Annotated in this window: 25 protein-coding genes; 9 read left to right on the top strand and 16 right to left on the bottom strand. The window is 73.8% G+C overall.

Annotated elements, in window-relative coordinates:
- Positions 1-69: 69 nt before the first annotated feature.
- From TEK04_RS01660 to TEK04_RS01640, 5 genes are all read right to left on the bottom strand, one after another.
- Positions 70-834: an alpha/beta fold hydrolase gene (locus TEK04_RS01660; RefSeq protein WP_336402558.1), complete on the bottom strand. Its 765-nt coding sequence runs from the start codon at positions 832-834 to the stop codon at positions 70-72.
- 20 nt (positions 835-854) lie between these two features.
- The gene (locus TEK04_RS01655) at positions 855-1,493 is read right to left on the bottom strand and encodes a DUF1707 SHOCT-like domain-containing protein (RefSeq protein ID WP_336402557.1); all 639 of its coding nucleotides are present in this window, start codon (positions 1,491-1,493) and stop codon (positions 855-857) included.
- Positions 1,494-1,508: 15 nt separating this feature from the next.
- Positions 1,509-2,201, bottom strand: a complete 693-nt coding sequence (locus TEK04_RS01650; protein ID WP_336402556.1) for a DsbA family oxidoreductase — start codon at positions 2,199-2,201, stop codon at positions 1,509-1,511.
- 112 nt (positions 2,202-2,313) lie between these two features.
- Positions 2,314-2,835, bottom strand: a complete 522-nt coding sequence (locus TEK04_RS01645) for a hypothetical protein (protein ID WP_336402555.1) — start codon at positions 2,833-2,835, stop codon at positions 2,314-2,316.
- 47 nt (positions 2,836-2,882) lie between these two features.
- The gene (locus tag TEK04_RS01640) at positions 2,883-3,260 is read right to left on the bottom strand and encodes an FKBP-type peptidyl-prolyl cis-trans isomerase (RefSeq protein WP_092801693.1); all 378 of its coding nucleotides are present in this window, start codon (positions 3,258-3,260) and stop codon (positions 2,883-2,885) included.
- Positions 3,261-3,494: 234 nt separating this feature from the next.
- On the opposite strand from TEK04_RS01640, the gene TEK04_RS01635 reads away from it, so the two are divergent.
- Positions 3,495-4,493: a 2-oxoglutarate and iron-dependent oxygenase domain-containing protein gene (locus tag TEK04_RS01635; protein ID WP_336402554.1), complete on the top strand. Its 999-nt coding sequence runs from the start codon at positions 3,495-3,497 to the stop codon at positions 4,491-4,493.
- 57 nt (positions 4,494-4,550) lie between these two features.
- On the opposite strand, the gene TEK04_RS01630 is transcribed toward TEK04_RS01635, so the two are convergent.
- From TEK04_RS01630 to TEK04_RS01590, 9 genes are all read right to left on the bottom strand, one after another.
- Positions 4,551-5,216: a hypothetical protein gene (locus tag TEK04_RS01630; RefSeq protein WP_336402553.1), complete on the bottom strand. Its 666-nt coding sequence runs from the start codon at positions 5,214-5,216 to the stop codon at positions 4,551-4,553.
- A 107-nt stretch (positions 5,217-5,323) separates the two neighbouring features.
- Positions 5,324-6,343, bottom strand: a complete 1,020-nt coding sequence (locus TEK04_RS01625) for a substrate-binding domain-containing protein (protein ID WP_336402552.1) — start codon at positions 6,341-6,343, stop codon at positions 5,324-5,326.
- Between the two features lie 69 nt (positions 6,344-6,412).
- Positions 6,413-7,513 carry an ABC transporter permease gene (locus tag TEK04_RS01620; RefSeq protein WP_336402551.1) on the bottom strand — a complete coding sequence of 367 codons (1,101 nt, stop codon included), beginning with the start codon at positions 7,511-7,513 and terminating at the stop codon, positions 6,413-6,415.
- Entirely contained in the window at positions 7,510-9,042 is a 1,533-nt protein-coding gene (locus TEK04_RS01615; RefSeq protein WP_336402550.1) for a sugar ABC transporter ATP-binding protein, read from the bottom strand. The genes TEK04_RS01620 and TEK04_RS01615 overlap by 4 nt, the downstream gene beginning before the upstream one ends.
- Before the next feature lie 123 nt (positions 9,043-9,165).
- Complete coding sequence (locus tag TEK04_RS01610) at positions 9,166-10,332, bottom strand: ROK family protein (protein WP_336402549.1); 1,167 nt, start codon at positions 10,330-10,332, stop codon at positions 9,166-9,168.
- Between the two features lie 55 nt (positions 10,333-10,387).
- Positions 10,388-11,347 carry a DUF389 domain-containing protein gene (locus TEK04_RS01605; protein WP_336402548.1) on the bottom strand — a complete coding sequence of 320 codons (960 nt, stop codon included), beginning with the start codon at positions 11,345-11,347 and terminating at the stop codon, positions 10,388-10,390.
- 100 nt (positions 11,348-11,447) lie between these two features.
- On the bottom strand, positions 11,448-12,008 hold the full coding sequence (locus TEK04_RS01600) for a hypothetical protein (protein WP_336402547.1): 561 nt from the start codon (positions 12,006-12,008) through the stop codon (positions 11,448-11,450).
- Between the two features lie 24 nt (positions 12,009-12,032).
- Entirely contained in the window at positions 12,033-12,836 is an 804-nt protein-coding gene (locus TEK04_RS01595) for a peptidoglycan DD-metalloendopeptidase family protein (RefSeq protein ID WP_336402546.1), read from the bottom strand.
- Positions 12,837-12,881: 45 nt separating this feature from the next.
- The gene (locus TEK04_RS01590) at positions 12,882-15,236 is read right to left on the bottom strand and encodes a (Fe-S)-binding protein (RefSeq protein ID WP_336402545.1); all 2,355 of its coding nucleotides are present in this window, start codon (positions 15,234-15,236) and stop codon (positions 12,882-12,884) included.
- Between the two features lie 217 nt (positions 15,237-15,453).
- Between TEK04_RS01590 and TEK04_RS01585 the strand changes: the two genes are divergently transcribed.
- The 8 genes from TEK04_RS01585 to TEK04_RS01550 all read left to right on the top strand — a co-directional run bounded on the left by TEK04_RS01585 (position 15,454) and on the right by TEK04_RS01550 (position 23,945).
- A complete protein-coding gene (locus TEK04_RS01585) occupies positions 15,454-16,500 on the top strand; it encodes a GGDEF domain-containing protein (protein ID WP_336402544.1) in 1,047 nt (348 codons plus the stop codon).
- A gap of 158 nt (positions 16,501-16,658) precedes the next feature.
- The gene (gene dnaK / locus TEK04_RS01580; protein ID WP_336402543.1) at positions 16,659-18,539 is read left to right on the top strand and encodes a molecular chaperone DnaK; all 1,881 of its coding nucleotides are present in this window, start codon (positions 16,659-16,661) and stop codon (positions 18,537-18,539) included.
- Positions 18,536-19,264 carry a nucleotide exchange factor GrpE gene (gene grpE / locus TEK04_RS01575; protein ID WP_336402542.1) on the top strand — a complete coding sequence of 243 codons (729 nt, stop codon included), beginning with the start codon at positions 18,536-18,538 and terminating at the stop codon, positions 19,262-19,264. The genes dnaK and grpE overlap by 4 nt, the downstream gene beginning before the upstream one ends.
- A 94-nt stretch (positions 19,265-19,358) precedes the next feature.
- Positions 19,359-20,597, top strand: a complete 1,239-nt coding sequence (dnaJ, locus tag TEK04_RS01570) for a molecular chaperone DnaJ (RefSeq protein WP_336402541.1) — start codon at positions 19,359-19,361, stop codon at positions 20,595-20,597.
- Position 20,598: 1 nt separating this feature from the next.
- Positions 20,599-21,024 (top strand): heat shock protein transcriptional repressor HspR, encoded by a 426-nt coding sequence (locus tag TEK04_RS01565; protein WP_336402540.1) that lies wholly within the window; start codon positions 20,599-20,601, stop codon positions 21,022-21,024.
- A 41-nt stretch (positions 21,025-21,065) separates the two neighbouring features.
- Positions 21,066-21,599: a MarR family winged helix-turn-helix transcriptional regulator gene (locus TEK04_RS01560; RefSeq protein WP_336402539.1), complete on the top strand. Its 534-nt coding sequence runs from the start codon at positions 21,066-21,068 to the stop codon at positions 21,597-21,599.
- Between the two features lie 145 nt (positions 21,600-21,744).
- Entirely contained in the window at positions 21,745-22,227 is a 483-nt protein-coding gene (locus TEK04_RS01555; RefSeq protein ID WP_336402538.1) for a MarR family winged helix-turn-helix transcriptional regulator, read from the top strand.
- 53 nt (positions 22,228-22,280) lie between these two features.
- The gene (locus tag TEK04_RS01550) at positions 22,281-23,945 is read left to right on the top strand and encodes an MFS transporter (protein ID WP_336402537.1); all 1,665 of its coding nucleotides are present in this window, start codon (positions 22,281-22,283) and stop codon (positions 23,943-23,945) included.
- A gap of 43 nt (positions 23,946-23,988) precedes the next feature.
- Here TEK04_RS01550 and TEK04_RS01545 read toward each other — a convergent pair whose 3' ends face one another.
- The gene (locus tag TEK04_RS01545; protein ID WP_336402536.1) at positions 23,989-24,432 is read right to left on the bottom strand and encodes an OsmC family protein; all 444 of its coding nucleotides are present in this window, start codon (positions 24,430-24,432) and stop codon (positions 23,989-23,991) included.
- Between the two features lie 62 nt (positions 24,433-24,494).
- Positions 24,495-24,956 (bottom strand): MarR family winged helix-turn-helix transcriptional regulator, encoded by a 462-nt coding sequence (locus tag TEK04_RS01540; protein WP_336402535.1) that lies wholly within the window; start codon positions 24,954-24,956, stop codon positions 24,495-24,497.
- Positions 24,957-25,072 lie beyond the last annotated feature (116 nt).

Genomic DNA, 25,072 nt, shown 5'->3' with positions numbered 1-25,072 from the left:
GCCGGCGCGCGGTCCAGAACAGCCGAGACGTACATGACGTCTACCACTGGGCAAGACGTATGGGACGTCTTATGCCACTGCCCGCCGAGCCAGGCCGGTCAGGGCGTCGGCGACGGCGGCCGGGGCCTCCAGCGCGGTCAGGTGCCCCGACCCCGGGACGACGACGGCCGCGGCGTCGGAGCGCAGCCGCTGCAGCTCGGCCAGCCGCTGCGCGGGCGGGGTGGGGGTGTCGTGCTCCCCGAACAGCAGCAGGACCGGCCCGGGGAACGCGGCCACGCCCTCGGAGGTGTCGGACCGGGCCGCCAGCGCCCGGCAGACCCAGGCGACGGCGTCCGGGTCCTGCGACCGGACCATCGCCTCCACCCGGGCGGCCAGGTCGGGCCCGGCGTGCGGGCCCAGGCCCTCGGCGACGGAGTCGAGCACGACCTCGATGCCGTGCTGCTGGAGGTCGTCGGCCGCGGTCAGCCGGTCGGCCGGGACGTCGGGCGGGCCGACCTCGGTGGTGGTGTCGCACAGCGCCAGCCCCGCCACCCGGTGCGGGGCGCGGCCGGCCAGCAGCGCCGCCACGTAGCCGCCGGTGGACAACCCGGCGACGACGGCGCGCTCGACCCCGAGGTGGTCCAGCAGCTCGACCACCCCGTCGGCCGCGAGCTGCAGCGACGGTTCGCCGCGGACCGGGGAGCCCAGGCCGGGGAGGTCGACCGCGACCGGCCGCAGCGGGGCGGGCAGCAGGGCGGCGACGTCGTCCCACAGGCGGTGGTCGAGCGGGAAGGCCGGCAGCAGGACGACGACCGGGCCGGGCCGGTCGGGGAAGGGGTCGGCGTGGTTCAGCACGGCCGTGCCCTACCCGCAGCTCAGAAGCGGAAGCGGCCGATCTCGTAGGGGTAGCGGACGACGACGTCGCCCATCGACACCTTGCCGCGCACCACAAGGTGCAGCTGGCCGGGCTGCGGACCGGCGGGCACCTTGCACTTCACGCTGCCCATGCCGGCCGCCACGCCGTCGACGTCGGCGGTGGCACCGTCGGGGAGGAGCAGCTTGGCCGTGCCGGCGCCGAGCTTGAGCCGGAGCTCGACCACCTGCTGGGGCAGCAGGGCCCGGGTGAAGTCCAGGACGGCGTTGCCCATGGTGCTCTGCACCTCGAGCACGGGCGGCACCTGCCAGGCGCCGTTGCGCTTGACGTCGCCCATGCCCGACTTCAGCACGACCGGCGCCGGCCCGGTCGGCGGCGCGGGCTGCCACGCAGTCGGCGCCGCGGCCGGTGCCGGGGTGGACGGGGGCCGGACCGCCAGGCCGGACGCGGCCGGGTGCTCGGGCGGCAGGTCCGCCAGCGGGGGCTCGAGCTCCTCGGCGTAGCGGGCGGCGTAGACCACGGCCAGCCGCTCGTCGAGCTCGGCGAAGCTGATCCGCCCCTCGGCCATCGCGGTGTGCAGCCGCTGCGCGGCCCGCTCCCGGTCGGCGTCGGAGATGCGGAACCCACGCGAACCCTCCATGCCGCCGACCCTAGGTCACACGGTGCAGCTGTCACCCTCGCAGCCGGCCGCCGGGGCGACGGTGGTCAGCGGGTGGTTGGCGGCCCAGGCGCGCTCGAGCAGCTGGAGCAGGACGTCGGGGTCCTGCGCGCCGGCGGCGCCGTAGGTGCGGTCGACGACGAAGAAGGGCACGCCGGTCGCCCCGAGCGCCCGTGCCGTGGCGATGTCGTCGTGCACGGCGGGCAGGAAGCGCCGGTCGGCCAGCGCGGCGCGCACCTCGTCGGCGTCCAGCCCGACCTCGACGGCCAGCGGCACCAGGGCGTCGACGTCGAACACCGACGCGTGCTCCTCGAAGTGGGCGTGCAGGAGGCGCTCCTTCATCGCGTCCTGCTTCCCCTGCTCGGCGGCGAGGTGGAGGAGCTGGTGCGCGAGCAGGGTGTTGCCGCTGACGCCGTTCGCGAGGTCGTAGTGCAGGCCCTCCCGCAGGGCGAGCGCGTCGAGCGAGGTCATCTGCTCGCGCATCTCGGCCTCGCTGCGACCGTACGTGCGGGCCAGCGCGGGCAGCGTGGGGTGCACGTCGCCCTCGGGGACGGAGGGGTCGAGCTGGAAGCTGCGCCAGACGACCTCGACCTGGTCGGCGTGCGCGAACCTCGACAGTGCGGTCTCGAACCGGCGCTTGCCGATGTAGCACCACGGACAGACGACGTCGGACCAGATCTCCACCTTCACGAGCGGCCCAACAGCCCTGGACCCGCCGGTGTTCCCGGGCCAGGATGCCCGGCATGCTGGACCACCTGGGCATCCCCTGCGCCGACCCCGAGGCCATGCACCACACGTTCGGCTAGAGCCGCTCGAGCAGGGCCAGCAGGCCGACCACGAGGCCGGCGACCAGCAGCAGCCCGACCGTCACCCCGGCGACCCAGAGGCCGATGGTGGCGTTGCGGGGCAGCGACTCCGACCAGCCCTGCTCGCGGGCAGCCCAGCGGACCAGCTCCCGGCCCTCGCCGAGGGAGAAGTCCCAGCCGGCCGCCACACCGAGGGTGCCGTCGTCGCGCAGCCCGTACTCCCGCCCCTTCGCGAAGCCGATGGCCCGCCCGGAGGTCATCTCCGCCGAACCCCGCAGCACGAACCTGGGCCGCGTGCCGAGCTGCGCCCCGACCGCCCACTCGATCCTCATCGTGCGGTCGTTGATCGTGCACGTCCGCGCGGTCTCGTCGAGGCGCACCTGGTGGGTGACGGTCCGCCGCAGACCGCGGCGCATCGCCAGGGTCGTCCACTGCGCGTCGACGGCGTCGAGCACGACGTCGAACCCGCCCTCGGCGGGGACGACGGTGTACGGGCTGGACCCGGCCAGCTGGTGCACCCGCGAGGCGAACGCGTGGCCGGCCGGGCCGAGCGGGGGGTGCTGGGTCAGCGGACGCCGACCAGGTCGACGACGAAGACCAGGGTCGCACCGGGCTTGATGACGCCGCCGGCGCCGCGGTCGCCGTAGGCCTTGTGCGGCGGGATGGTCAGCCGGCGGCGGCCACCCACCTTCATGCCGGCGATGCCCTCGTCCCAGCCGGCGATGACCATGCCGACGCCGAGCTGGAACTCCAGCGCGTCGCCGCGGTCCCACGACGCGTCGAACTGCTCGCCGGTGTCGTGGGTGACCCCGACGTAGTGCGCGGACACCCGCTTGCCGACCGTGGCCTCGTCGCCGTCGCCGACCACGAGGTCCTCGATCACCAGGTCGTCGGGGGCCGGGCCGGTGGGGGGCTCGACGTCGGGGCGGGTCAGCTCGGCCACGGGGGCTCCTTCTCGCGTCACGGGCCGGGGGTTCCCCGGCGCTCGTCGTCCACCCAACCAGACCGGTCCGTGCGGTCGGCGGCGACGGTCGGCGTCCGGGCGCGGGTGCCCTCGGCGCCGTGTGGAAGGTGCGTTACGTCCTGCGCACCGACCTTGCCCCGGGGCGCGCGGCCGGGTCTGCTCGTCGCAGAGCCGCGGCAGCTGCCGTGCGGCCACCCCTCGGGGGACACCACGATGAGCGCACCGACCCTGACCGAGCTCGACCGCGAGGCCCGCATGGGCGCGCCGGGCACCCTGAGCACCGACCGGGAGATCCGGCGCATCTCGCTCGCCGACCCGGGCGCCCGCCGGGGCGCGATCACCGAGCAGCTGTGGGCCGCGGCCACCGACATCGGCTTCTTCCAGCTGGTCGACCACGGCCTCACCGCGGCGGAGGTCGACGCGGCCTTCGCGGCCTCCGAGGCGTTCTTCGCCCTGCCGGCGGAGGTCAAGGCGCGGTACCCGTTGAAGAAGGGGCTCAACGCCGGCTACGAGTTCGCGTCGCAGACCCGGCCGTCGGTGGGCACGCCCGACCAGAAGGAGTCCTGGCAGCTCACCCGCCCGCACATGGCCGGGCTGTGGCCCGACGAGGACGAGGTGGCCGGGTTCCGCGACACGGTGCTGGCCCTCGAGGCCCGGTGCCGGGAGGTCGCGGTGCTCGTGCTCTCGTGCTTCGCCGACGTGCTCGGGTTCCCGCGCGACTTCTTCGCCACGGTGCACGACCCGACCAGCCCGCAGTACCAGTCGACCCTGCGGCTGATCCACTACATGGCCTACCCCGAGGAGCTGCTGGACTCCCCCGGGACCTGGCGAGCCGGTGCCCTCACCGACGTCGACTGCCTGACCCTGCTGTTCCAGCGGACCGGGCAGGACGGACTGCAGGTGCTCCCCGGCTCGGAGGCGGCGACGCCCTCGGCCGCCGGGTACGCCTGGACGCCGGTGCCGGCCACCGACGACGCGATCACCTGCAACGTGGGCGACATGCTGGAGCGGTGGTCCGACGGCAGGCTGCCGTCGAACTTCCACCGGGTGGCCGCCCCGGCCCGGGGGGACTCCCTGGCGCCGCGGTACTCGATCGCGTTCTTCGCCCAGGCCGACAAGGACGCCGTCATCACGCCGCCGGGCGGCAGCCACGAGCCGATCACCGCCGGGGAGTTCCTGCTGCGGCGCATCCGGGCCAACTTCCGGTCCTGAGACGCCACCGGCCCGACCCGTCGGGTGACGGGTCGGGCCGGTGGAGCGGTGCGGAGGTCAGTCGCCGAGCCCGGCGCGGTCGACCTTGCGGTGGAAGCGCATGCCGGCCAGGCCGCCCAGCATCGCCCCGACGAGGGCCACGCCGGCGACGACCACGGCCACGACGACCGAGGTGGTGGTCAGGTCGCCCTCGTTGAGCGGCAGGCGGGGGAAGGCGTTGAGCTGGCCGAGCACGTCGTACTGGTCACCGGCGACCGCGGCCAGCACCGCCACGACGACGGCGACGACGACCGCGATGCCCCAGACGGCGATGCCCTGGCGCACGCCGTGGAAGCGGGCCATGCGCCCGGCCACGTAGCCGCCGCTGTAGTAGGCGAGGAACAGGATGACCAGCAGCGCGATGCCGCCCGCCCAGCCGACGGTCGAGGGGTCGGTGGCGGCGCGGTCGGCGGCCTCGGCCAGCGAGGTGTCGGTGGCCAGCCCGACGGCGGCGCCGGCAGCGGCGACCAGGGCGATGAGCAGCACGGACATGCCGGTGGCGGTGAGCCAGCCGAAGAAGGCCGAACCGATCTTGACCCCGCCGGCGCGCTCCTTCTCGGCGGCGACGACGTCGCGGCGGTTCGCGGTCGCGGGGGTGGCGGACGGCGCGCTGTGCGCACCGGCGGCGGGGGTGCTGGTGAGAGGGGTGCTGGTGGCGGGCCGGGCGTCGGGGTCGATCGACACGGGGTTCTCCTCGGTGATGGCCCGCGCACGGCGGGGGAGGGTCAGGTGGGGTGCGGTGCGGTCGGGGGGGGGGGGGGGGGGGGGGCCCCCCCCCCCCCGGCAGGGGCTCAGGACTCGAACGCCGCGTCGATGTACTGGTCGACGTTGTCGGCGGTCACGACCGGGGCCGACAGGGTGATCTGGCGCGGCACCTCGACGTCGGTCAGGTCGGACAGGCCCTTGTCCTGGGCGAGCAGGCGGGCCAGCCGGACGCCGTCGGCGGCCTGGCTGGCCGGGTAGATGACGGTGGCCTGCAGCACCGAGTCGCCGGCCTGGATGCTGCGCATGGCGTTGGCCGAGCCGGCGCCGCCGACCATGAAGAACTCGTCGCGGCCGGCGTTGGTGATCGCGGCCAGCACGCCGATGCCCTGGTCGTCGTCGTGGTTCCAGATGGCGTCGATCTGCGGGGCGGCCTGCAGCAGGTTGGCCGTGACCTCCTCGCCGGACTCCACGGTGAACTCCGCGGCGACCCGGTTGTCGACGTCCAGGCCGCACTCGGCGAGCGCGTCGGCGAAGCCCTGGCTGCGGTCCTGGGTCAGCGGCAGGGAGTCGATGCCGGCCACCTCGGCCACGACGGCGTCGGGCTGGTCGCCCAGCTGCGAGCAGACGTACTGCCCGGCCGAGATGCCCATGCCGTAGTTGTCCCCCAGCACGGTCACCCGGGCGGCGTTCGGGTCGCTGAACTCGCGGTCGACGTTGATGACCGGGATGCCGGCCTGCATGGCCTCCAGCGCGATCGGGGTCATGGCCGCGCCGTCGAAGGGCAGCAGCACGATCGCGTCGACCCCGTCGTTGATGAAGGTCTCGACCTGGCTGATCTGCGCGCTGACGTCGTTGGTGCCCTCGGCGACGCGCAGCTCGACGTCCTCGTAGCGGTCGGCCTCGGCCTGGGCGGCTGCGGTGATCTGGGCCATCCAGCCGTGGTCGGCGGCGGGGGCCGAGAAGCCGATGACGACGGTCTCCCCGGTCTCGTCGTTCGAGCTGGCGGCGTTGTTGCCGCCTCCGCTGCCGGAGCTCGCCTCGGGGGTGTTGCCGGTGCAGCCGGTGACCAGGGCAGCGGCGCCGACGACGGCGACGGAGGTGGTCAACAGGCGACGGTGCCGTGCGGACATGCGGGTTCTCCTCGTGGGGGGTGGGTGGAGCGGTGGGGAGGGGGATCAGGGAGCGGGGACGCCGGGGCTGGCCCCGGCGGGGCCGCCCTCGGCGGCGGTGGGCGGCACGGCCTTCGGGGAGCGGCGCTGCCGGCGGCCGGCGGCGACCCGCTGCTGGAGCAGGACGGCGGCGACGATGATCACGCCCTTGGCGACGGCCTGGGCGGAGCTGGAGAGGTTGTTCAGCGTGAACACGTTGCTCAGCGCCGTGAAGATGAGGACGCCGAGGACGGTGCCGACGATCGTGCCGCGCCCCCCGACGAGCAGGGTGCCGCCGATGACCACCGCGGCGATCGCGTCGAGCTCGAGCAGCGTGCCGTGGGTGGAGCTGCCGGTCGTGGTGCGGGCCATGAGCATGACGGCGGCGATGCCGCAGGTGATGCCCGACAGCACGTATAGGGCGACGGTGTGCCGCTGCACCCGGATGCCGGCCAGGCGGGCGGCCTCGGCGTTGCCGCCGACGGCGAAGGTGCGCCGGCCGAACGTCGTCCGGTTGAGCAGCACCCACCCGAGGACGGCGACGAGCGCGAAGATCCAGACCAGCGTCGGGACGCCGAGCGGGGAGCCGGCGAAGAACCGCAGGAAGTCCTGGTCCTGCACGATCTGGGTGCGCCGGTTGGCGATGATCTCGGCCAGGCCGCGGGCGGCGGCGAGCATCGCCAGGGTGGCGATGAAGGCGACGAGCTTGCCGTAGGCGATCACGACGCCGTTGACCAGCCCGGCCACGCCGCCGACCAGCAGGGCGGTGCCGACCATGAGGACCCAGTGGGTGTCCTGGGCCAGCGCCTGGGTGGCCAGCGTGGTGGCCCAGACCGACGAGAGGGCGACCAGGGCGCCGACCGACAGGTCGATGCCCCCGCCGATGATCACGAAGGTCATGCCGACGCTGACGACGCCGGTGACGGCGGCCAGCCGCAGGATGGTGAGCAGGTTGTCGGTGCTGGCGAACCGGTCACCCGCAGTGACGATGCCGACGACGCACAGGATGACCAGGGCGATGACCAGGCCCATGTTGCGGCCGGCCGGGCCGGACAGGAGACCGCCCGCGGTGGTCCGCCGGGGGCGTGCGTCGGTGGCCGGGGGGGCCTTGGTGGTCGGGGTGCTCATGCCGCGTCGTCCTCGGTGGTGTGGGTGGGGGTGCCCTGCATGACCAGGTCGAGGACCTGGTGCTCGTCCAGCGCGTCGGCCGGCCGGTCGGCCAGCACGCGGCCCTCCGCCAGCACGAGGACCCGGTCGGCCAGGCCCAGCACCTCGGGGATCTCGCTGCTGACGACGACGACGGCGACGCCGCGGTCGGCCAGCGCCCGGATGAGCGCGTAGATCTCCGACCGGGCCCCGACGTCCACGCCGCGGGTGGGCTCGTCGAGCAGCAGCACCCGGCAGTCGCGCAGCAGCCAGCGGGCCAGCACGACCTTCTGCTGGTTGCCGCCCGAGAGCGTGCGCACCTCGCGGTCGACGTCGACCGGGCGCAGGTCCAGCGCCTCGGTCTGCTCGCGTGCCGCCTGCTTCTCCCCGCGCACGGAGAGGAAGCCGCCGCGGGCGAAGCGGGCCAGGCTCGAGAGCGTGATGTTGCGGTAGATCGGGTCGCCGAGCAGCAGGGCCTGGCTCTTGCGCTCCTCGGGGGCCAGCCCGACGCCGGCGGCGACCGCGGAGGCGACGTCACCGGGGCGCAGCCGCGCGCCGTCCACCCGCACCTGGCCGGTGGCGGGTCGGCGGGCGCCGTAGACGGCCTCCAGCACCTCCGAGCGGCCGGAGCCGACGAGCCCGGCCAGGCCCAGGATCTCCCCGGGCGCCACGGTGAAGGAGACGTCCTCGACGTGGCCGGGGACGGTGACGTGGTCGACCTCCAGCAGCGGCGGCGCGGTGGTCGCCGAGCGCCCGGCGCGCTGCGGGAAGACGTACTCGATGGCGCGGCCGGTCATCAGCGAGATGACCTCGCGGGTGGGGGTCTCCTGGGCGGGCAGCCCGGTGGCCACCGTGGCGCCGTCCTTGATGACGGTGATCCGGTCGCCGACCTGGCGGATCTCCTCGAGCCGGTGGGAGATGTAGACGACGGCGACGCCGTCGGCGGTCAGGTCGCGGACGACGGCGAACAGCCGCTCGACCTCCTCGTTGTCCAGCACCGCGGAGGGCTCGTCCATGACGATGAGCCGTGCGTCCTGGGAGAGGGCGCGGGCCATGCTGACCATCTGCTGGCTGGCCGCCGACAGCGCGCCGACCTCGGTGCCGGGGCGGATCTCGGGGTGGCCGAGCCGCTCGAGCAGCGCGCCGGTCGCCCGCTGGGCGGCGGCCGGCCGGCTGAGGCCGAACCGCGAGCGCTCGCGGCCGAGGAACACGTTGTCGGCGACCGAGAGGCCGTCGACCAGGTCGAGCTCCTGGTAGATCGTGGCGATGCCCAGCCGCATGGCGGCCTGGGGGTCGGTGAGCCGCACGCGCTCGCCCTGCCAGCGGATCTCGCCCTCGTCGGGCTGGTGCGCCCCGGCCAGGACCTTGATGAGGGTCGACTTGCCGGCCCCGTTCTGGCCGAGCAGGCAGTGCACCTCGCCGGCCCGGACGTCGAGGTCCACCCCGCCCAGGGCGCGCACCCCGGGGAAGGTCTTGACGATCCCCCGCATCTCCAGCAGAGCGCCGTTCATCCCACCGCCTCTCCCACTTATGCTCACCACTGAGCATTAGTGCGTTGCGGTGGGAACATATGGCGTGATGCCCTGCTGTGACCCAGCTCGCCGCCAAGCGTTACCGAAACGAGATGGGCCGCTCTAGCGGAACGTCTCGCGCACCCGTGCCAGGTAGCCCTCGATGGCCATGAGCGCGGCACCCACCCGCCCGGAGAGCTCCGGCGCCTCGCTGATCGAGATGTCCAGGGTGCGGGCGGCCAGCGGCATCGCCCGGGCGTACACCGACTCGCGGATGCCCGACAGCAGGGGGAGGCCGGCCTGGGCGATCCCCCCCGTGACCACGATGCGGTGCGGGTTGAAGAAGTTGACCAGGGCGGCCAGCACGGTGCCGATGGTCCGCCCGGCCTCGCGCACGAGTTCCAGGGCCGGTCCGTCCCCGTGCGCGGCCAGCCCGACGACGTCGCGCGTGCTGCTCACCGGCAGGCCGGCGGCCACGGCGTCGCGCAGCAGCGACGCGCCGCTGGCCAGCGCCTCCAGGCAGTTGGTGTTGCCGCACCGGCACAGCACGCTGCGGCCGTCGGCCAGCGGCACGTGGATGTGCCCGATGTCGCCGGCCGAGCCCTGCGCCCCGCGGTAGACCCGGCCCTCGACGACGACCCCGCAGCCCACGCCGGTGCCGACCTTGACCACCAGCACGTCCTGGTCGCCCCCGCCGACGCCCATCTCGCCCAGGGCCATCACGTTCACGTCGTTGTCCACGACCACCGGTACCGGCCACCGGCCGAACGCCTCGGGGATGGGGTGGTCGTGCCACCCGGGCATGATCGGCGGGTGCGAGGGCCGCCCGGTCGAGAACTCCACCGGCCCGGGCACGCCCACCCCCACCGCGCGCACGTCGGCGTCGGCCAGCCCGGCGGTGGCCAGCACCTCGCCGCACAGCCGCACCGCCTCGGCGAGCACGGCGTCCGGGCCCTCGGCGATGTCGATCGGGTGCCCGGCGGTGGCCAGCACCCGCGCCGAGAGGTCGGTGACCGCGACGTCGACGCTGGTGACACCCAGGTCGACGGCCAGCACGCACCCGGCCCCGGCGTTGAACTGCAGGAGGGTGGGCGGACGCCCGCCGGTGCTCCACCCGCGACCGCCCTCGGCCAGCAGGTTGGCCGCGATCAGCTGGTCGACCCGGCTGCTGATGGTGTTGCGCGAGGCGCCGGTCAGCGCGACCAGCTCGGCCCGGCTGCGGGCCCGGCCGGTGCGGACGTGCTGGAGCAGGTCGCCGGGCGAGGCGGAGACCTGCGCCGGGACGACCACGGGCGACATGGTGGCACGCGACGTCGCGTCCGGGGCCGTGGACGCAGGAACCCGGTCAGCGGCGCGCGCCGCCGACCGCCCGGGGCAGCGAGCCGGGCACCCGCCGCCACACGGCCCGCTGGACGGCGAGGGTGGCCAGCGCGGCGAGCAGGATGCCCGCCAGGTTGATGCCCAGCTGGGTGGCCGCCTCGCCGAGCTCGGCCCCGCCGCCCAGCGCCAGGGACAGTGCCATGTCCCCGGCCGCCGGCACCGTGGTCACCGAGATGAACACGCCCACCAGGGCGCCGGACTTGGCCGAGGTCAGTGAGAGCACGCCGGCGATGCCGGCCAGGACGGCCACCACCAGCGACCAGCGGTCGGGCTGGGTGATGAACCCGGTGGCCGGGCGGTCGGCCGACAGCAGCTCGGTGCCGTACCACCCGGCCGCGCGGCCGGCGAGCGCGGCCAGCGTGGTGACCGCGACGGCGATCGCGAAGCCGACCGCCAGGGCCACTGCGGCGCGGCGGGCGACTGACCGGCGGCCGTGGACGACGGCGACCGCGAGCGCGGCGATCGGCGCGAACTCGGGGCCCAGCACCATCGCGCCGATGACCAGGATGGCCGAGTCGTTCACGATGGCCACGGACGCCAGCAGGGTGGCGATGGTCAGGAAGGCGACGTAGGCGACCGACAGCGAGCTGTCGGCGTCGGTGGTGCGCACGACCTGCTCCCACACCACGGCGTCGGCGCCGTCGCCGGGGGCGCGTTCCTCGGCGAGCTCGGCGCTGCGCGAGACCGCGGTGTCCACGCTCTCCAGCGCGATGCCGCCGTCCCGGTCAACCCCGAGCTCCCGCAGCCCGCGGACCAGCCCGTCGGCGGACTCCCGGGCGACGTCGGCCAGGAACACGTCGCCGGGTGGGACCAGCGACCCGCCGGGGAGCACCGCGAGGTGCGCGGTGCCCGCGTCGCCGGTGAACAGCTCGCGCACGGCGGCGGTGCGGTCGGTCGGGCAGGTGACCCGCAGATGCAGCAGCACGAGGGCTTTCTACCCGTCCGGTCCGGGCCGGCCGGGCGGCTGGACGTGGGGACTCGTCGGGTCCGGGTCCGGGCACCGCGGCGGGGCAGCCCGGGCGCGGTCAGGGCGTGCCCGACACCTGGATGGTCGTGGTGGCCACCTGGCGGGCGGTGCCGTCGGGGGAGACGGCCAGGACGGCGACCTCGTGCGCCCCGTCGCCGGCCGGAGCGGCCAGGGCCAGGCCGGGGGACAGGCACTGGGTGAGCTGCAGCGCGGGCCCGGCCGGTGTCTGCACGTACTCCACCGTCGACCCGGCGTCACCGCGCACCGGCTCGCCGTCGACGGTAACGACGTAGGGCGTGCCGTCGGGCCCGGCCAGCCGCACGTGCATCGTCGTGCCGGCCGTCACCTGGCTGGAGGAGACCCCGATCGCCGGCGTCGTGCAGTTCGCGGCCAGCGGGACCTCGTCGGCCCCGCGCGAGGAGGTGAAGCCCAGCACGGCCAGGACGACGACCGCGACGGCCAGCCACACCCAGTGGTTGCCGCGCCGGATGGTGGGCCGGTCGTCGGCCAGGGCCCGCTCGTCGCCGACGTCGCGCGCGAAGTGCGCCCTGGTGCGCCGGTTGCCGGCCGCGAGCTCGGGGTCCTCCCGCCCGCGCACCCCGCCGAAGATGAAGCTCACCCCGCCAGTGTCCCCGGCCCGGGCTCAGAAGGTGAGGCTCTCCCCGGTCGGGGGCAGGTCGACGTCCCCGTGGGCGGTGCGGACCCGGAACGGCAGGCCGGTCGACCGGCGCGGGTCGGGGCCGGTCATGGCCTGCAGGTGCACGTGCGGCTGCGTGGTGTTGCCGCTGTTGCCGCACCGGCCCAGCTCGTCACCGGCGCGCACCCGCTGGCCGGGCTCGACGGCGACGCTGCCGCGGCGCAGGTGGCAGACCGCCACGTGCACGTCGGTGCCCGGCGCGGGGGAGGGCTCGGCCCGCACGACGACGTGGTTGCCGGTCACCCGGGTCATCCCGCCGAGCACCCGCACCAGGGACTCGGCGACCAGGTAGCCCGTGCCCAGCACCCCGCGCCGGGTGCGGTGGTCGCGCTGGCCGTCCGCGGCGGTGACCACGACCCCGTCGACCGCGCTGCGCACCGGCGCGCCGAAGGAGGCGAACCCGTCCGGCCGGCCGAAGGCGCCACCCGGGGCGGTGAGGTCGCCGTCGACCAGCAGGTCCACCGCCCAGGTCTGGGCGTAGCCGTGCGTGCCGTGGCTGGGCACCCGGGTGGTCGGGCTGTTGACCGCCGTCCAGCACCCGGTCACCACCGGGTCCAGCACGACGACCGGCGGGTCGGCCGGTGGGTGGGGTGCCGAGTTGCCGCCCAGGTGCCGGCCCAGTGCCAGGTAGGCGCCGGGGACGGTCAGCGCCGCCACCACCGGCACCCGCCAGGCGCCCTCGCCGGTCAGCAGCGCCAGCGCGACGCCGGCCACGAGGAGCACCACCCCGAGCGCCGTCCTGCGGTCCATGCCGGTCGATCTTGCCGCGCCGGACCCTGCGAGGGGGTCCTTCTGCTACTCGGCGGGGGCGGCGCCGGGGCCCGACTGGCCCTGCTGGGTCTGGCCGTGCTCGGTGCCCTGCGGCGCGGTGCCCCGGTCGGTGGCGCCCTCCGAGCCCGGTGTCGGGCCGGATTCCGTCCCCGCTGCGGCAGCGCCCACCGGCGCCATCGAGCGGAGCAGGATCTGGCTGACGTCGAGCACCTCGACGTGCTCGGCGGCCTCGCCCTTCTCCTTCTTCGAGTTCACCGCGTCGGAGAGCATCGTGATGCAGAACGGGCAGGCGGTGGAGATGACGTCGGGCTCGAGCTCAAGGGCCTCCTCGGTGCGGTTCACGTTGATCCGCGACCCGATCTTCTCCTCCATCCACATGCGCGCACCGCCGGCGCCGCAGCAGAAGCCGCGGTCCTTGCAGCGGTGCATCTCCTGGGTGCGCAGGCCCTGCACGCTGTCCAGGATCTCCCGCGGCGGGGTGTAGACCTTGTTGTGCCGGCCCAGGAAGCACGGGTCGTGGTAGGTCACCTTGCGGTCGATCGGCGTGACCGGCGTGAGCCGACCCTCCTCCACGAGCTGGCCCAGCAGCTGGGTGTGGTGCACGACGTCGTAGTCGCCGCCCAGCTGCGGGTACTCGCGGTTGATCGAGTTGAAGCAGTGCGGGCAGGTGGCCACGATCTTGCGCCGGCCGGCTTCGCGGCCCTCGAAGACGGTGTTGAGGGTCTCGACGTTCTCGGCGGCCAGCTGCTGGAAGACGAACTCGTTGCCCATCCGCCGGGCCGGGTCACCGGTGCAGGTCTCGCCCGAGCCGAGCACGGCGAACTCCACACCCGCGGTGTGCAGCAGCTCGGCGACGGCCTTGGTGACCTTCTTCGCGCGGTCGTCGATCGCCCCGGCGCAGCCGACCCAGAACAGGTACTCGACCTCGTCGTCGATGGCGCCCTCGACCTGGCGGACCGGGAAGGGCATGTCCTTCATCCACTCGTCCCGGGTGGCCGCACCCACGCCCCACGGGTTGCCGCGGTTCTCCAGGTTGCGCAGCATCACGCCGGCCTCGGACGGGAAGCTGGACTCGATGAGCGTCTGGTAGCGGCGCATGTCGTTGATGTGGTCGACGTGCTCGATGTCCACCGGGCACTGCTCGACGCAGGCGCCGCAGTTGGTGCAGCTCCACAGCACGTCGGGGTCGATGACCCCGCCCTCCTCCAGGGTGCCGACCAGCGGCCGCTCGGCCTGCTCGTCGGTGGTGCCCTGGATGCGGGCGAACCCGGAGTACCAGGTCTGCTCCATCGAGGGGGCCTCGGGCGTCATGGTGGACTCCCCGCCCGCGCTGTCGCCCTTGCCGTCGCCGACCTCGCGGGCCCCCACCAGGTAGGGCGCCTTGGCGTACAGGTGGTCCCGCAGGTCCATGATCACCATCTTGGGCGACAGGGGCTTGCCGGTGTTCCACGCCGGGCACTGGCTCTGGCACCGCCCGCACTCGGTGCAGGTGGTGAAGTCCAGCATCCCCTTCCAGGTGAAGTCCTCGATCTTGCCGCGCCCGAAGACCGCGTCCTCGTCGGGGTCCTCGAAGTCGATCGGCACGCCGCCGGACATCATCGGCTGCATCGGGCCGAGGGCGGCCGAGCCGTCGTCCTCGCGCTTGAAGTAGATGTTGGGGAAGGCGCTGAACCGGTGCCAGGCCACACCCATGGTCAGGGTGCGGGAGATGACGATCAGCCACACCAGGCTGACCACGATCTTCACGAACGCGATGACGCTGACCAGGTCGGGGTTGTCGGGGAAGACCGTCGACAGCGCCGAGGACACCGGGTGCGACCAGCCGGGGGCGTCGTCCAGACCCGAGGCGATCTTGGCCGCCCGGATGGACAGGATGCAGATGCCGATGACCAGGACGACGGCCTCGACGAAGTAGCCCCGGCCCTCGTTGGAGCCGGTGAACCGGCCGTCGCGGCCGGTGCGCCGGGGGTGGTCCTTCTGCCGGATGACGATCAGCACCAGGATGCCGACCACGGTGCCCAGGCCGATGACGTCGACGAAGAGGTTCCACACGCCCCAGTTCCCGATGAGCGGGAGGTGGAACGAGGGGGAGAACACCTCGCCGAAGGCCTCGACCAGGGTGAGGAACAGGCCGTAGAAGCCGACCATGACGAACCAGTGGGCGGCGCCGATGGTCGACCACTTGAGCATCTTGGTGTGCCCGAGGGACTCCACCGCCAGGTTCTTCAACCGCGGCCCCACGGGGCCGAACCGGGAGCCGTCGGGCTGACCGGTCTTGATGACGGCGAGCATCTTGCGCACCGCCTGGGTCGCCAGCACGACGGCGACGACCAGCAGCAGCACGCACAGCGTGCCCAGGACGACCTGCAACGGGCCCACGGATCTCCCTCCCCGCCGGTCGACGACGACCGGGGTGACTGCCCGGACGATAGTCGAGGGCACCGACAGGCTACTGACCAGTAACCGGCGGCGGTGCGCGACCGCCTGCGTTGCCGAGGTCGTGGACCCGTGACACCCTCTGGCTCCGGCGCCGCGGGGCGCCGCTCGTCCACCACCAGCGGCCGGTCGCCGCGTCGTCGGGCCGGGGGGAGATCGCGTGCGCGGGCAGGTGCGACGCCACGTGTACCTGGCCATCGCCGCCCTCGGCCTGGCCGGCTGCGCCTGGCAGATCTGGCGCGGTCGCACCCCCGACGTCGAGCGGGTGTTCACCTTCCCCCTGCTGGCCGCGTTCCTGCTGGGTGCGGTCGTCGTGCTGGTGTGGGCCCCGGCGCGCATCCGCTGGGTCGAGGTCGGGGGTTTCGCCGTCCTCGGCACCGTGTGGATGACCACCGCCGCGGTCCAGCTCGCCGGCACCGCCGACGCGGCGGAGGCGTGGCTGTCGCTGTTCCCCGGCCCCTTCGCCAACCTGTGCCTGATGGTGGTGCTGGCCCACCTGTGGTTCGACGGTCGGTGGGCCCTGGTCGCCTCGCTGCTGGCCCCGACGCTGGCGCTGACGATCGGTCTCGCCCGGTTCCTGCCCGACGACGTCGGCTATGCCCTCGACCTGGTCGGCGCCATCGGCTACGTCCTCGTGCTGGCGATGCTGGCCTACCTCATGGCGCGCAGCAAGGAGGCGCTGGCCCGCAGCCGGGCCGAGGCCTCGCGGCTCCGTGAGCTGGCGCACACCGATGTCCTGACCGGGCTGCCCAACCGGCGCCGGCTCATGGACGCCCTGCACGCGGCGGTGCAGGACCGGCGGGCCGACGGCCGCACCGCGGTGGTGCTGTTCGACCTCGACCACTTCAAGGGCGTCAACGACCGCTACGGCCACGACATCGGCGACCTCGTGCTGCAGGAGGTGACCGACGTCGTGCTGGCCACGCTGCGTCCCGACGCGGTGTTCGGCCGGTGGGGCGGCGAGGAGTTCCTGGTCGTCGTCCCGCAGGCCGGGGTCGACGAGGGGGCGGCCGTCGCCGAGCGGCTGCGGCAGGCGATCTCGGACCACCCGTTCTCCGGCGGGCTGTCGATGACGGCCAGCTTCGGGGTGAGCGTGGTGAGCGACGCCGACTCGGTCGACGCCGTGCTGCTGCGGGCCGACCGGCTGCTCTACGTCGCCAAGGACAGCGGTCGCGACCTCGTCGTCACCCGGCTGCCCCGCCCCTGACCCCGTCGTCGGACCCCGGGAACACCGGTCGAGGGTTTGCCGTTACGGTGGGCAGGAAAGTTGAGCGATGGGCGCGCAAGGCAGCAGAGCCGCCGCCGGTCGCGAGACCCACCGGACCAGCACGGACCCCATCACCGCACGAGAAGGGCCAACTCCCCATGGCACGAGCTGTCGGCATCGACCTCGGCACCACGAACTCCGTCGTCACCGTCCTGGAGGGTGGCGAACCCACCGTCATCGCCAACTCCGAGGGCTCCCGCACCACCCCGTCGGTCGTCGCCTTCGCCAAGAACGGCGAGGTCCTGGTCGGCCAGTCGGCGAAGAACCAGGCGGTCACCAACGTCGACCGCACCATCCGCTCGGTGAAGCGCCACATGGGCACCGACTGGAAGACCGCCGACATCGACGGCAAGCAGTACACCCCGCAGGAGATCAGCGCCCGCGTGCTGCAGAAGCTCAAGCGCGACGCCGAGACCTACCTGGGCGAGCCGGTCACCGAGGCCGTCATCACCGTCCCGGCGTACTTCGAGGACGCCCAGCGCCAGGCCACCAAGGAGGCCGGCGAGATCGCGGGCCTGAACGTGCTGCGCATCGTCAACGAGCCGACCGCGGCCGCGCTGGCCTACGGCCTGGACAAGGGCGAGACCGAGCAGACCATCCTGGTGTTCGACCTCGGTGGTGGCACCTTCGACGTCAGCCTGCTGGAGATCGGCGACGGCGTCATCGAGGTCAAGGCCACCGCCGGTGACAACCAGCTCGGCGGCGACGACTGGGACCAGGCCGTCATGGACCACCTGGTCAAGCAGTTCAACTCGGCCAACGGCATCGACCTGTCCAAGGACAAGCTGGCCATGCAGCGCCTGCGCGAGGCCGCCGAGAAGGCCAAGATCGAGCTGTCGGGTGCGCAGTCGACGAACGTCAACCTGCCCTACATCACCGCCGGCGCCGAGGGTCCGCTGCACCTCGACGTCACCATCACCCGCGCGGAGTTCCAGCGGATGACGCAGCCGCTGCTCGACCGCACCAAGGCGCCGTTCAACCAGGCCGTGCGCGACGCCGGCATCTCCGTCGGCCAGATCGACCACGTCGTCCTCGTGGGTGGTTCCACCCGCATGCCCGCCGTGTCGGACCTGGTGCGGGAGCTGACCGGGGGCAAGGAGCCCAACAAGGGCGTCAACCCCGACGAGGTCGTCGCCATCGGTGCCGCCCTGCAGGCCGGTGTGCTGCGCGGCGAGGTCAAGGACGTCCTGCTGCTCGACGTCACCCCGCTGTCCCTGGGCATCGAGACCAAGGGCGGGATCATGACCAAGCTCATCGAGCGCAACACCACGATCCCGACCAAGCGCTCGGAGATCTTCACGACGGCCGACGACAACCAGCCGAGCGTGCAGATCCAGGTGTTCCAGGGCGAGCGCGAGATGGCCGCCTACAACAAGAAGCTCGGCATGTTCGAGCTGACCGGCCTGCCGCCGGCCCCGCGCGGGGTGCCCCAGATCGAGGTCGCCTTCGACATCGACGCCAACGGCATCGTGCACGTCCACGCCAAGGACCTCGGCACGGGCAAGGAGCAGTCGATGACGATCACCGGTGGCTCGGCGCTGCCCAAGGACGACATCGAGCGGATGATGAAGGACGCCGAGGCCCACGCCGAGGAGGACAAGAAGCGCCGCGACGAGGCCGAGACCCGCAATCTGGCCGAGTCGCTCCAGTACCAGACCGAGAAGTTCCTGGCCGAGAACGGCGACAAGATCCCCGAGGACAAGAAGGACGAGCTGGGTGCGGCGCTGACCGACCTCCGCTCGGCCCTCGGCGGCTCCGACGTCGCGGCGATCAAGACCGCGCAGGAGAACGTCGCCCGGATCTCCCAGGAGGTCGGCGGTGCGCTCTACGCCCAGCAGGCCGAGAACGCCGCCGGCGCCGAGGGTCAGCCCGGTGCGGCCGGTGCCGGTGCCGGTGACGCGGGTGCCGCGGGTGCGACCTCGGGTGACGACGACGTCGTCGACGCCGAGATCGTGGACGAGGACACCGACAAGAAGTGACCGACCGCCCGCAGGACGAGGAGACCCCGCGCGTCGTCATCCGTGACAAGCGCCGGATCGACCCGACCAGCGGCCAGGTCCGGGTGCCGCCCGGGGAGACCAGCGTCCCCCCGGGCGGCACCACCGGTCAGGCAGGGTCGACAGCCACCCCAGGGGAGAAGATGAGCGAGCACACCGGTCCGGCCCCCGAGGTCGACCAGCCCGATGCGGTGACCCCCGAGGTCGCCGACGCCCCGCCGGCCGACCTGGCCGGTGACGACACCGCCCGGCAGCTGGCCGAGCGCACCGAGGACCTGCAGCGGGTCACCGCGGAGTACGCCAACTACCGGCGCCGCGTCGACCGCGACCGGGTCACCGTGGTCGACCAGGCCGCCGAGCGCTTCGCCCTCCAGCTGATCCCGGTCGTCGACGACATCGAGCGTGCCCGCGAGCACGGCGACCTCACCGGTGCCTTCAAGGTCGTGGCCGACCGCGTGCTGGGCCTGCTCGACGGCCTGGGCGTGACCACGTTCGGCGAGCCGGGCGACCCGTTCGACCCGGCCCTGCACGAGGCGGTGCTGCACGACACCTCGGCCGAGGTGCAGGTGCCCACGGCCACCACCGTGCTGCGTCCGGGCTTCCGTCGCGGCGAGCGCGTGCTGCGCACCGCCATGGTCGGGGTCAGCGACCCGGAGAACCCGGCACCGGCGGCCGAGCCCGCCGAGGGCGAGACCCCGGCCGGTTGAGCGCGACGCGGGCGGGGTGGGTGCGCCCACCCCGCCCGCACCCGACCATCCCGTCCGGCCACCGGACGCACACCGAGCAGGAGGGGGGCGCCCGATGAGCACCCGGGACTTCATCGAGAAGGACTACTACGCCGCGCTGGGCGTCACCAAGGACGCCGACGCGGCCACCATCAAGAAGGCGTACCGGGCGCTGGCCCGCGACCTGCACCCGGACAAGAACCCCGGGAACGCGCAGGCCGAGGCCAAGTTCAAGGAGGCCTCCGAGGCCTACGGCGTCCTGTCGGACACCCAGAAGCGCAAGGAGTACGACGACGCCCGCCGGCTGTTCGCCGGGGGTGGCTTCCGGCCCGGAGGCGGGGGCGGCTTCCCCTCCGCCGGGGGCTACGGCCCCGGCAGCGGCCCCGGCAGCGGCGCCGGGCAGCCCTTCGACCTCGGCGACCTCTTCGGCGGCGCGGCCGGGCCGGGTGCCGGCACACGGGGTGGCGGGCTGGGTGACCTGTTCGGCGGTCTGTTCGGCGGCGGGGGAGCGCCCGGTGGGACCCGCAGCCGGCAGCAGGCTGCCTCGGGTCCGGCCCGCGGCCAGGACGTCGAGACCGAGGCCACGCTGGCCTTCGACGAGGCGGTCCTCGGTGTCACGGTGCCGCTGCGCATGCAGAGCCCGGGCTCCTGCCCCACCTGCCACGGCAGCGGGGCCAAGCCCGGCACCGCTCCGCACACGTGCCCGGTCTGCAGCGGCGCGGGGGTCACCAGCCGCAGCCAGGGCGCCTTCGCCTTCTCCGAACCCTGCCGCGAGTGCCGGGGCAGTGGCTCGGTCGTGGACGACCCCTGCGCGACCTGCAAGGGCAGCGGCATCACCGACCAGGTGCGCACCATCACCGTGCGGATCCCGGCCGGGGTCAAGGACGGCCAGCGCATCCGGTTGGCCGGCAAGGGAGCGCCCGGGCGCCGCGGCGGACCGGCGGGTGACCTGTTCGTGGTCGTGCACGTGACCGGCAGCGAGCTGTTCGGCCGCAGCGGTGACGACCTGACCCTCGAGGTCCCGCTCTCCTTCGCCGAGGCCGCCCTCGGCACCACCCTGACGGTGCCCACCCTCGAGGGCACCGTGTCGTTGCGGGTGCCCCCCGGCACCGCCGGTGGGCGCACCTTCCGGGTGCGCGGTCGCGGCGTGCCGGGCAAGTCGCGCACCGGTGACCTGCTGGTCACCGTCAGCATCGCCGTGCCCGGGTCGCTGACCCCCGAGGCGCGGGCCGCCGTCGAGGCCCTGGCCGGTCAGCTGCAGGGGGACCCGCGGCCCGAGGTGACCGCCGCGGTCCGGGCCGGAGGGGGTGCATGAGGTGAGCGAGCCCAGGTCGGTGGCCGACGACGCCCCGGTCTTCGTGATCTCGGTGGCCGCGCAGCTGGCCGGGATGCACGCGCAGACGCTGCGCCAGTACGACCGCCTGGGGCTGGTCAGCCCCGGGCGCACCGCCGGGGGTGGCCGCCGGTACAGCCCGCGCGACGTGGCCCTGCTGCGCGAGGTGCAGCGGCTCAGCCAGGAGGACGGCGTCAACCTGGCCGGCATCAAGCGCATCATCGAGCTCGAGTCACAGGTCGACGCCCTGCAGGAGCGGGTGCGCGAGCTGCTGGCCGAGCTCGACGACACCCGGCGCCGCGCCGCCGCGGCGGAGTCCGCGGCCGGGTTCCGCACCGACTTCGGGCACCCGGCCCCGGGCACGGCGCTCGTCGTGTGGCGCCCGCGGGGGCCGCGGAGCAGCCGGTGACCAGCGGGAACCCGCGGCGGCCCGCGCTCGTCGAGGATGGTGTGAGCACCACGGTGATCAGCCCGTCCGCCAGCCCGAGCGCCGTCGACCCGGCCGCCCACGAGGCGCACGTCACGCTCGAGCGCGAGATCGCGCTGCTGCTGCGGCGTGGCCGGGCGATCCAGGGCCGGCTGGCCGGGGAGCTGCACCGCGGCCTCGACGGGGCCGCCTACGGGCTGCTCGTGCTCCTGGACGACGCGGGGCCGCTGCGGGCCAGCGACGTCGTGGTCCGGCTCGGCCTGGACAAGTCCACGGTGAGCCGGCAGGTCGCCTCGCTGGTGGAGGCCGGGTTGGTCGACCGGGTCGCCGACCCCGACGACGGCCGCGCGCAGGTGCTGAGCACGTCGGAGGAGGGCCACCGCCGCCTGTCCGAGATCCGCGACGCGCGGCGCACCCGCTGGGAGGCCGACCTGGCGGACTGGTCCACCGAGGACGTCGCCGCGCTGGGCACCCTGCTCGGGCGGCTCAACCGGCTGGGTGAGGCTCGCGAGGCCCAGGCCGGCGCCACACCCGGCGCCACCCCCGGCGACGCCTGACCGCACCGCACCGGTCCACCGACGGCCGCGCCCCGCGACGGGGCGCGGCCGTCGTGCGTGTGGGGGAGCTCTCCCGAGAGGAGGTTGTAGACCTCAACCATCTGTGTGAAGATGGTTGAGGTCTACAAGCACACAGGGAGGTCCCGTGCAGGTCGCCATGCACACCGCCGGTCGACTGAGTGCCGGTCTGGGTCAGCTGGTGCGCGCCGGTCGGCAGCTGTCCCACCGCGCGGCCCACGAGCTCTACGGGGACCTGCCCGGTTTCGGCTGGGCACTGCTGGCCCCGCTCGAGCGCGACGGGGAGCAGCGCTGCAGTGCGCTGGCTGCCGCGGTGGGCGTCGACGGCTCGGTCGTCAGTCGCCAGGTGGCCGCCCTCGAACGCGACGGCTACGTCGTCCGGCGGGCCGACCCCCACGACGGCCGCGCCAGCCTCATCGGCCTCAGCGCCGCCGGCACGGCCGCGCTCGACCGCACCCGGGAGGCCCGGTCGGCGTGGGCGCAGGCTGCCCTCGCCGACTGGACCGAGGAGGAGGCCGAGACGCTCTGCCGCCTCCTCGAGCGTCTCGTCGCCGACCTGCTCCCCGAGTCGGCCCCCGACCGGCCCCGCCCGCCGGTGTCCGCCGCGTGAGCGGCCCGCGCCCCGGACCCGTCCCCACCACCCCACCTGCAGGAGATCCCCGCATGACCACCACCGCCGAGCTGCCGCCCGCGCAGCAACAGGGCCGGATGACCCACCGGGAGGTGCTGGAGGCGCTCTCCGGCCTCCTGCTGGCGCTCTTCGTCGCCTTCCTGTCCTCCACGGTCGTGTCCAACGCGCTGCCCACGATCATCACCGACCTCCGGGGCAGCCAGAGCCAGTACACCTGGGTGGTCACCGCCACCCTGCTGGCCAGCACGGCCTCGACCCCGATCTGGGGCAAGCTCGCCGACCTGATGAGCAAGAAGCTGCTCGTGCAGATCGCCATCGTCGTCTTCGTCGTCGGCTCGATGCTGGCCGGCCTGGCCCAGTCGGTGCCCCAGCTCATCGGGTGGCGCGTGCTGCAGGGTCTGGGCCTGGGCGGTCTGCAGGCACTGGTGCAGATCGCGATGGCCGCGATGATCAGCCCGCGCGAGCGCGGGCGGTACTCCGGGCTGCTGGGCGGCGTCATGGCCGTGGCCACGGTCGGCGGGCCCCTCATCGGCGGTCTGCTGGTCGACACCAGCTGGCTGGGCTGGCGGTGGTGCTTCTTCGTCGGCGTCCCGTTCGCCGTCGTCGCGCTGGTGCTGCTGCAGCGCACCCTGCACCTGCCGGTCACCAAGCGCGACGTCTCCATCGACTACCTCGGTGCGGCCTTCCTGACCGCCGGGGTCTCCGCGCTGCTCATCTGGGTCACCCTGGCCGGGGACACCTTCGCCTGGGCGTCGGTGGAGACCCTGCTGATGGTCGGCGGCGGGCTGCTGGCCGTCGTGGCCTTCGTGGTCACCGAGATGCGCGCGAAGGAGCCGATCGTCCCGCTCCGGCTGTTCCGCGACCGGACGACGACGCTGGCCATCATCGCGTCGGTGGCCGTCGGCGTCGCGCTGTTCGGCTCGACGGTCTTCCTCGGCCAGTACCTGCAGATCTCGCGCGGCTACTCGCCGACCGCGGCCGGGCTGCTGACCATCCCGATGGTGGGTGGGCTGCTGGTCTCCTCCACCGTCTCGGGCATCCTCATCTCCCGCTACGGGCGGTGGAAGGCCTACCTGGTCACCGGGTCGGTGCTGGTCGCCACCGGGTTCGGCCTGCTCTCGACCATCGACCACACGACCAACATGGTGCTGCTCGGGGTCTTCCTCGCCGTCCTCGGCCTGGGCATCGGCATGACCATGCAGAACCTGGTGCTGGCGGTGCAGAACACGGTCGCGGCCACCGACCTCGGCGCGGCCAGCTCGGCGGTCGCCTTCTTCCGCAGCCTCGGCGGGACGATCGGGGTCTCGGTGCTCGGCGCCGTGCTCAGCGCCCGCGTCACGACGCTGATCACCGACGGGCTGCCCGCCGGTGCCGCGGCGCAGTCGGGCGGGGGCGAGGTCGGGTTGGCCTCGCTGGCCGACGCCCCGCCGGCGATCCAGGACCTCATCCGGGTCTCCTACGGCGACGCGACGGGGCGCATCTTCCTGGTCGCGGCGCTGCTCTCGGTGGTCACGGTGGTGGCCGTCGTGCTGATCCACGAGGTCGCGCTGCGCACCGAGAGCGGCGACGAGCGGGCCCGGCAGGAGCGGGCCGGCGGCAGCCCGGCGGCCCCGGCGACCACGGGTGCCACCGCCGACGTCGACCAGCTGCTCGCCGGCCGGCACGCCGCGCCGGAACCGGTGTCGGCCCGCCCGTGACGGCGGGTCCGTGACGGTCGGTCCCTGCTGCGGTTCGGGGGGCTCAGGAGACGAGCGCGGCGTCCAGGGTGATGTCCACGCCGGTCAGGGCCTTGCTCACCGGGCACCCGGCCTTGGCGTCCTCGGCCGCCTTGCGGAAGCCGGCCTCGTCGAGGCCCTCGACCTCACCGCGCACGGTCAGCGTGATGCCGGTCAGCTTGAACCCGCCGTTGGCCGAGTCGGGGCCGAGCGAGACGTCGGCGGAGACCTCGAGGCCCTGCGGGGTGCCGCCGGCCTGCGCGATCAGCGCGGAGAACTGCATGGCGTAGCAGGCCGAGTGGGCGGCGGCGATGAGCTCCTCGGGGGAGGTGGTGCCGCCGGCGTCGTCGGCTGCGCGCTTGGGGAAGGACACGTCGTAGGTGCCGACCTTGGAGCTGGTCAGCTCGACCTGGCCGGAGCCCTCCTCGAGGGTGCCGTTCCAGGCGGTGCGAGCGGTGCGGGTGGGCATGTGTGCTCCTTCGTCGTCCGTGCCGCCGACCCTCGACGGCCTTTTCGATCGCGCACAACCAATCAGGTGGCGGGCTTGTTCCCGTCCGAGGAGACCTTGTCGGTGAGGGCCCGCAGCTCGGCCTTGAGGTGGTCGAACTCCGCGATCGTCAGCCCCAGTGCCCCGATCATCTCGGCCGACACATCCAGCGCCTGCGACTGCAGCGCCCGGCCGGCCTCGGTGAGCTGGATGGAGACCGAGCGCTCGTCGTCCACCCGCCGGTGCCGGGTCACCAGGCCGGCGGTGGTCAACCGCTTGAGCAGCGGGGAGAGCGTGCCCGAGTCCAGGGCCAACCTGCTGCCCAGCTGACCCACGGTCTGGCCGTCGGTCTCCCACAGCAGCATCATCACCAGGTACTGCGGATAGGTCAGGCCCATCCGGTCCAGCATGGGGCGGTAGCGGGCCGTGACGGCGCGGGAGGCGGCGTACAACGCGAAGCACAACTGGTCGTCGAGCTCGACGCTGGGCGGGGGCGTGTCCGGCATCCGCCCAGCCTAGGGGGCGCCCGTCGACCATGTGGGTGGCGGTGGTATCGCAACCCCTGTGCGAGGGTTGAGCGGAACAGGCTCAACCCTGCGATCGTTGCCCCCGGTGACACCCG

This window comes from Klenkia sesuvii, from assembly GCF_037083825.1.
GTDB lineage: Bacteria > Actinomycetota > Actinomycetes > Mycobacteriales > Geodermatophilaceae > Klenkia > Klenkia sesuvii.
This window is presented reverse-complemented; position numbering and strand designations above follow the sequence as displayed.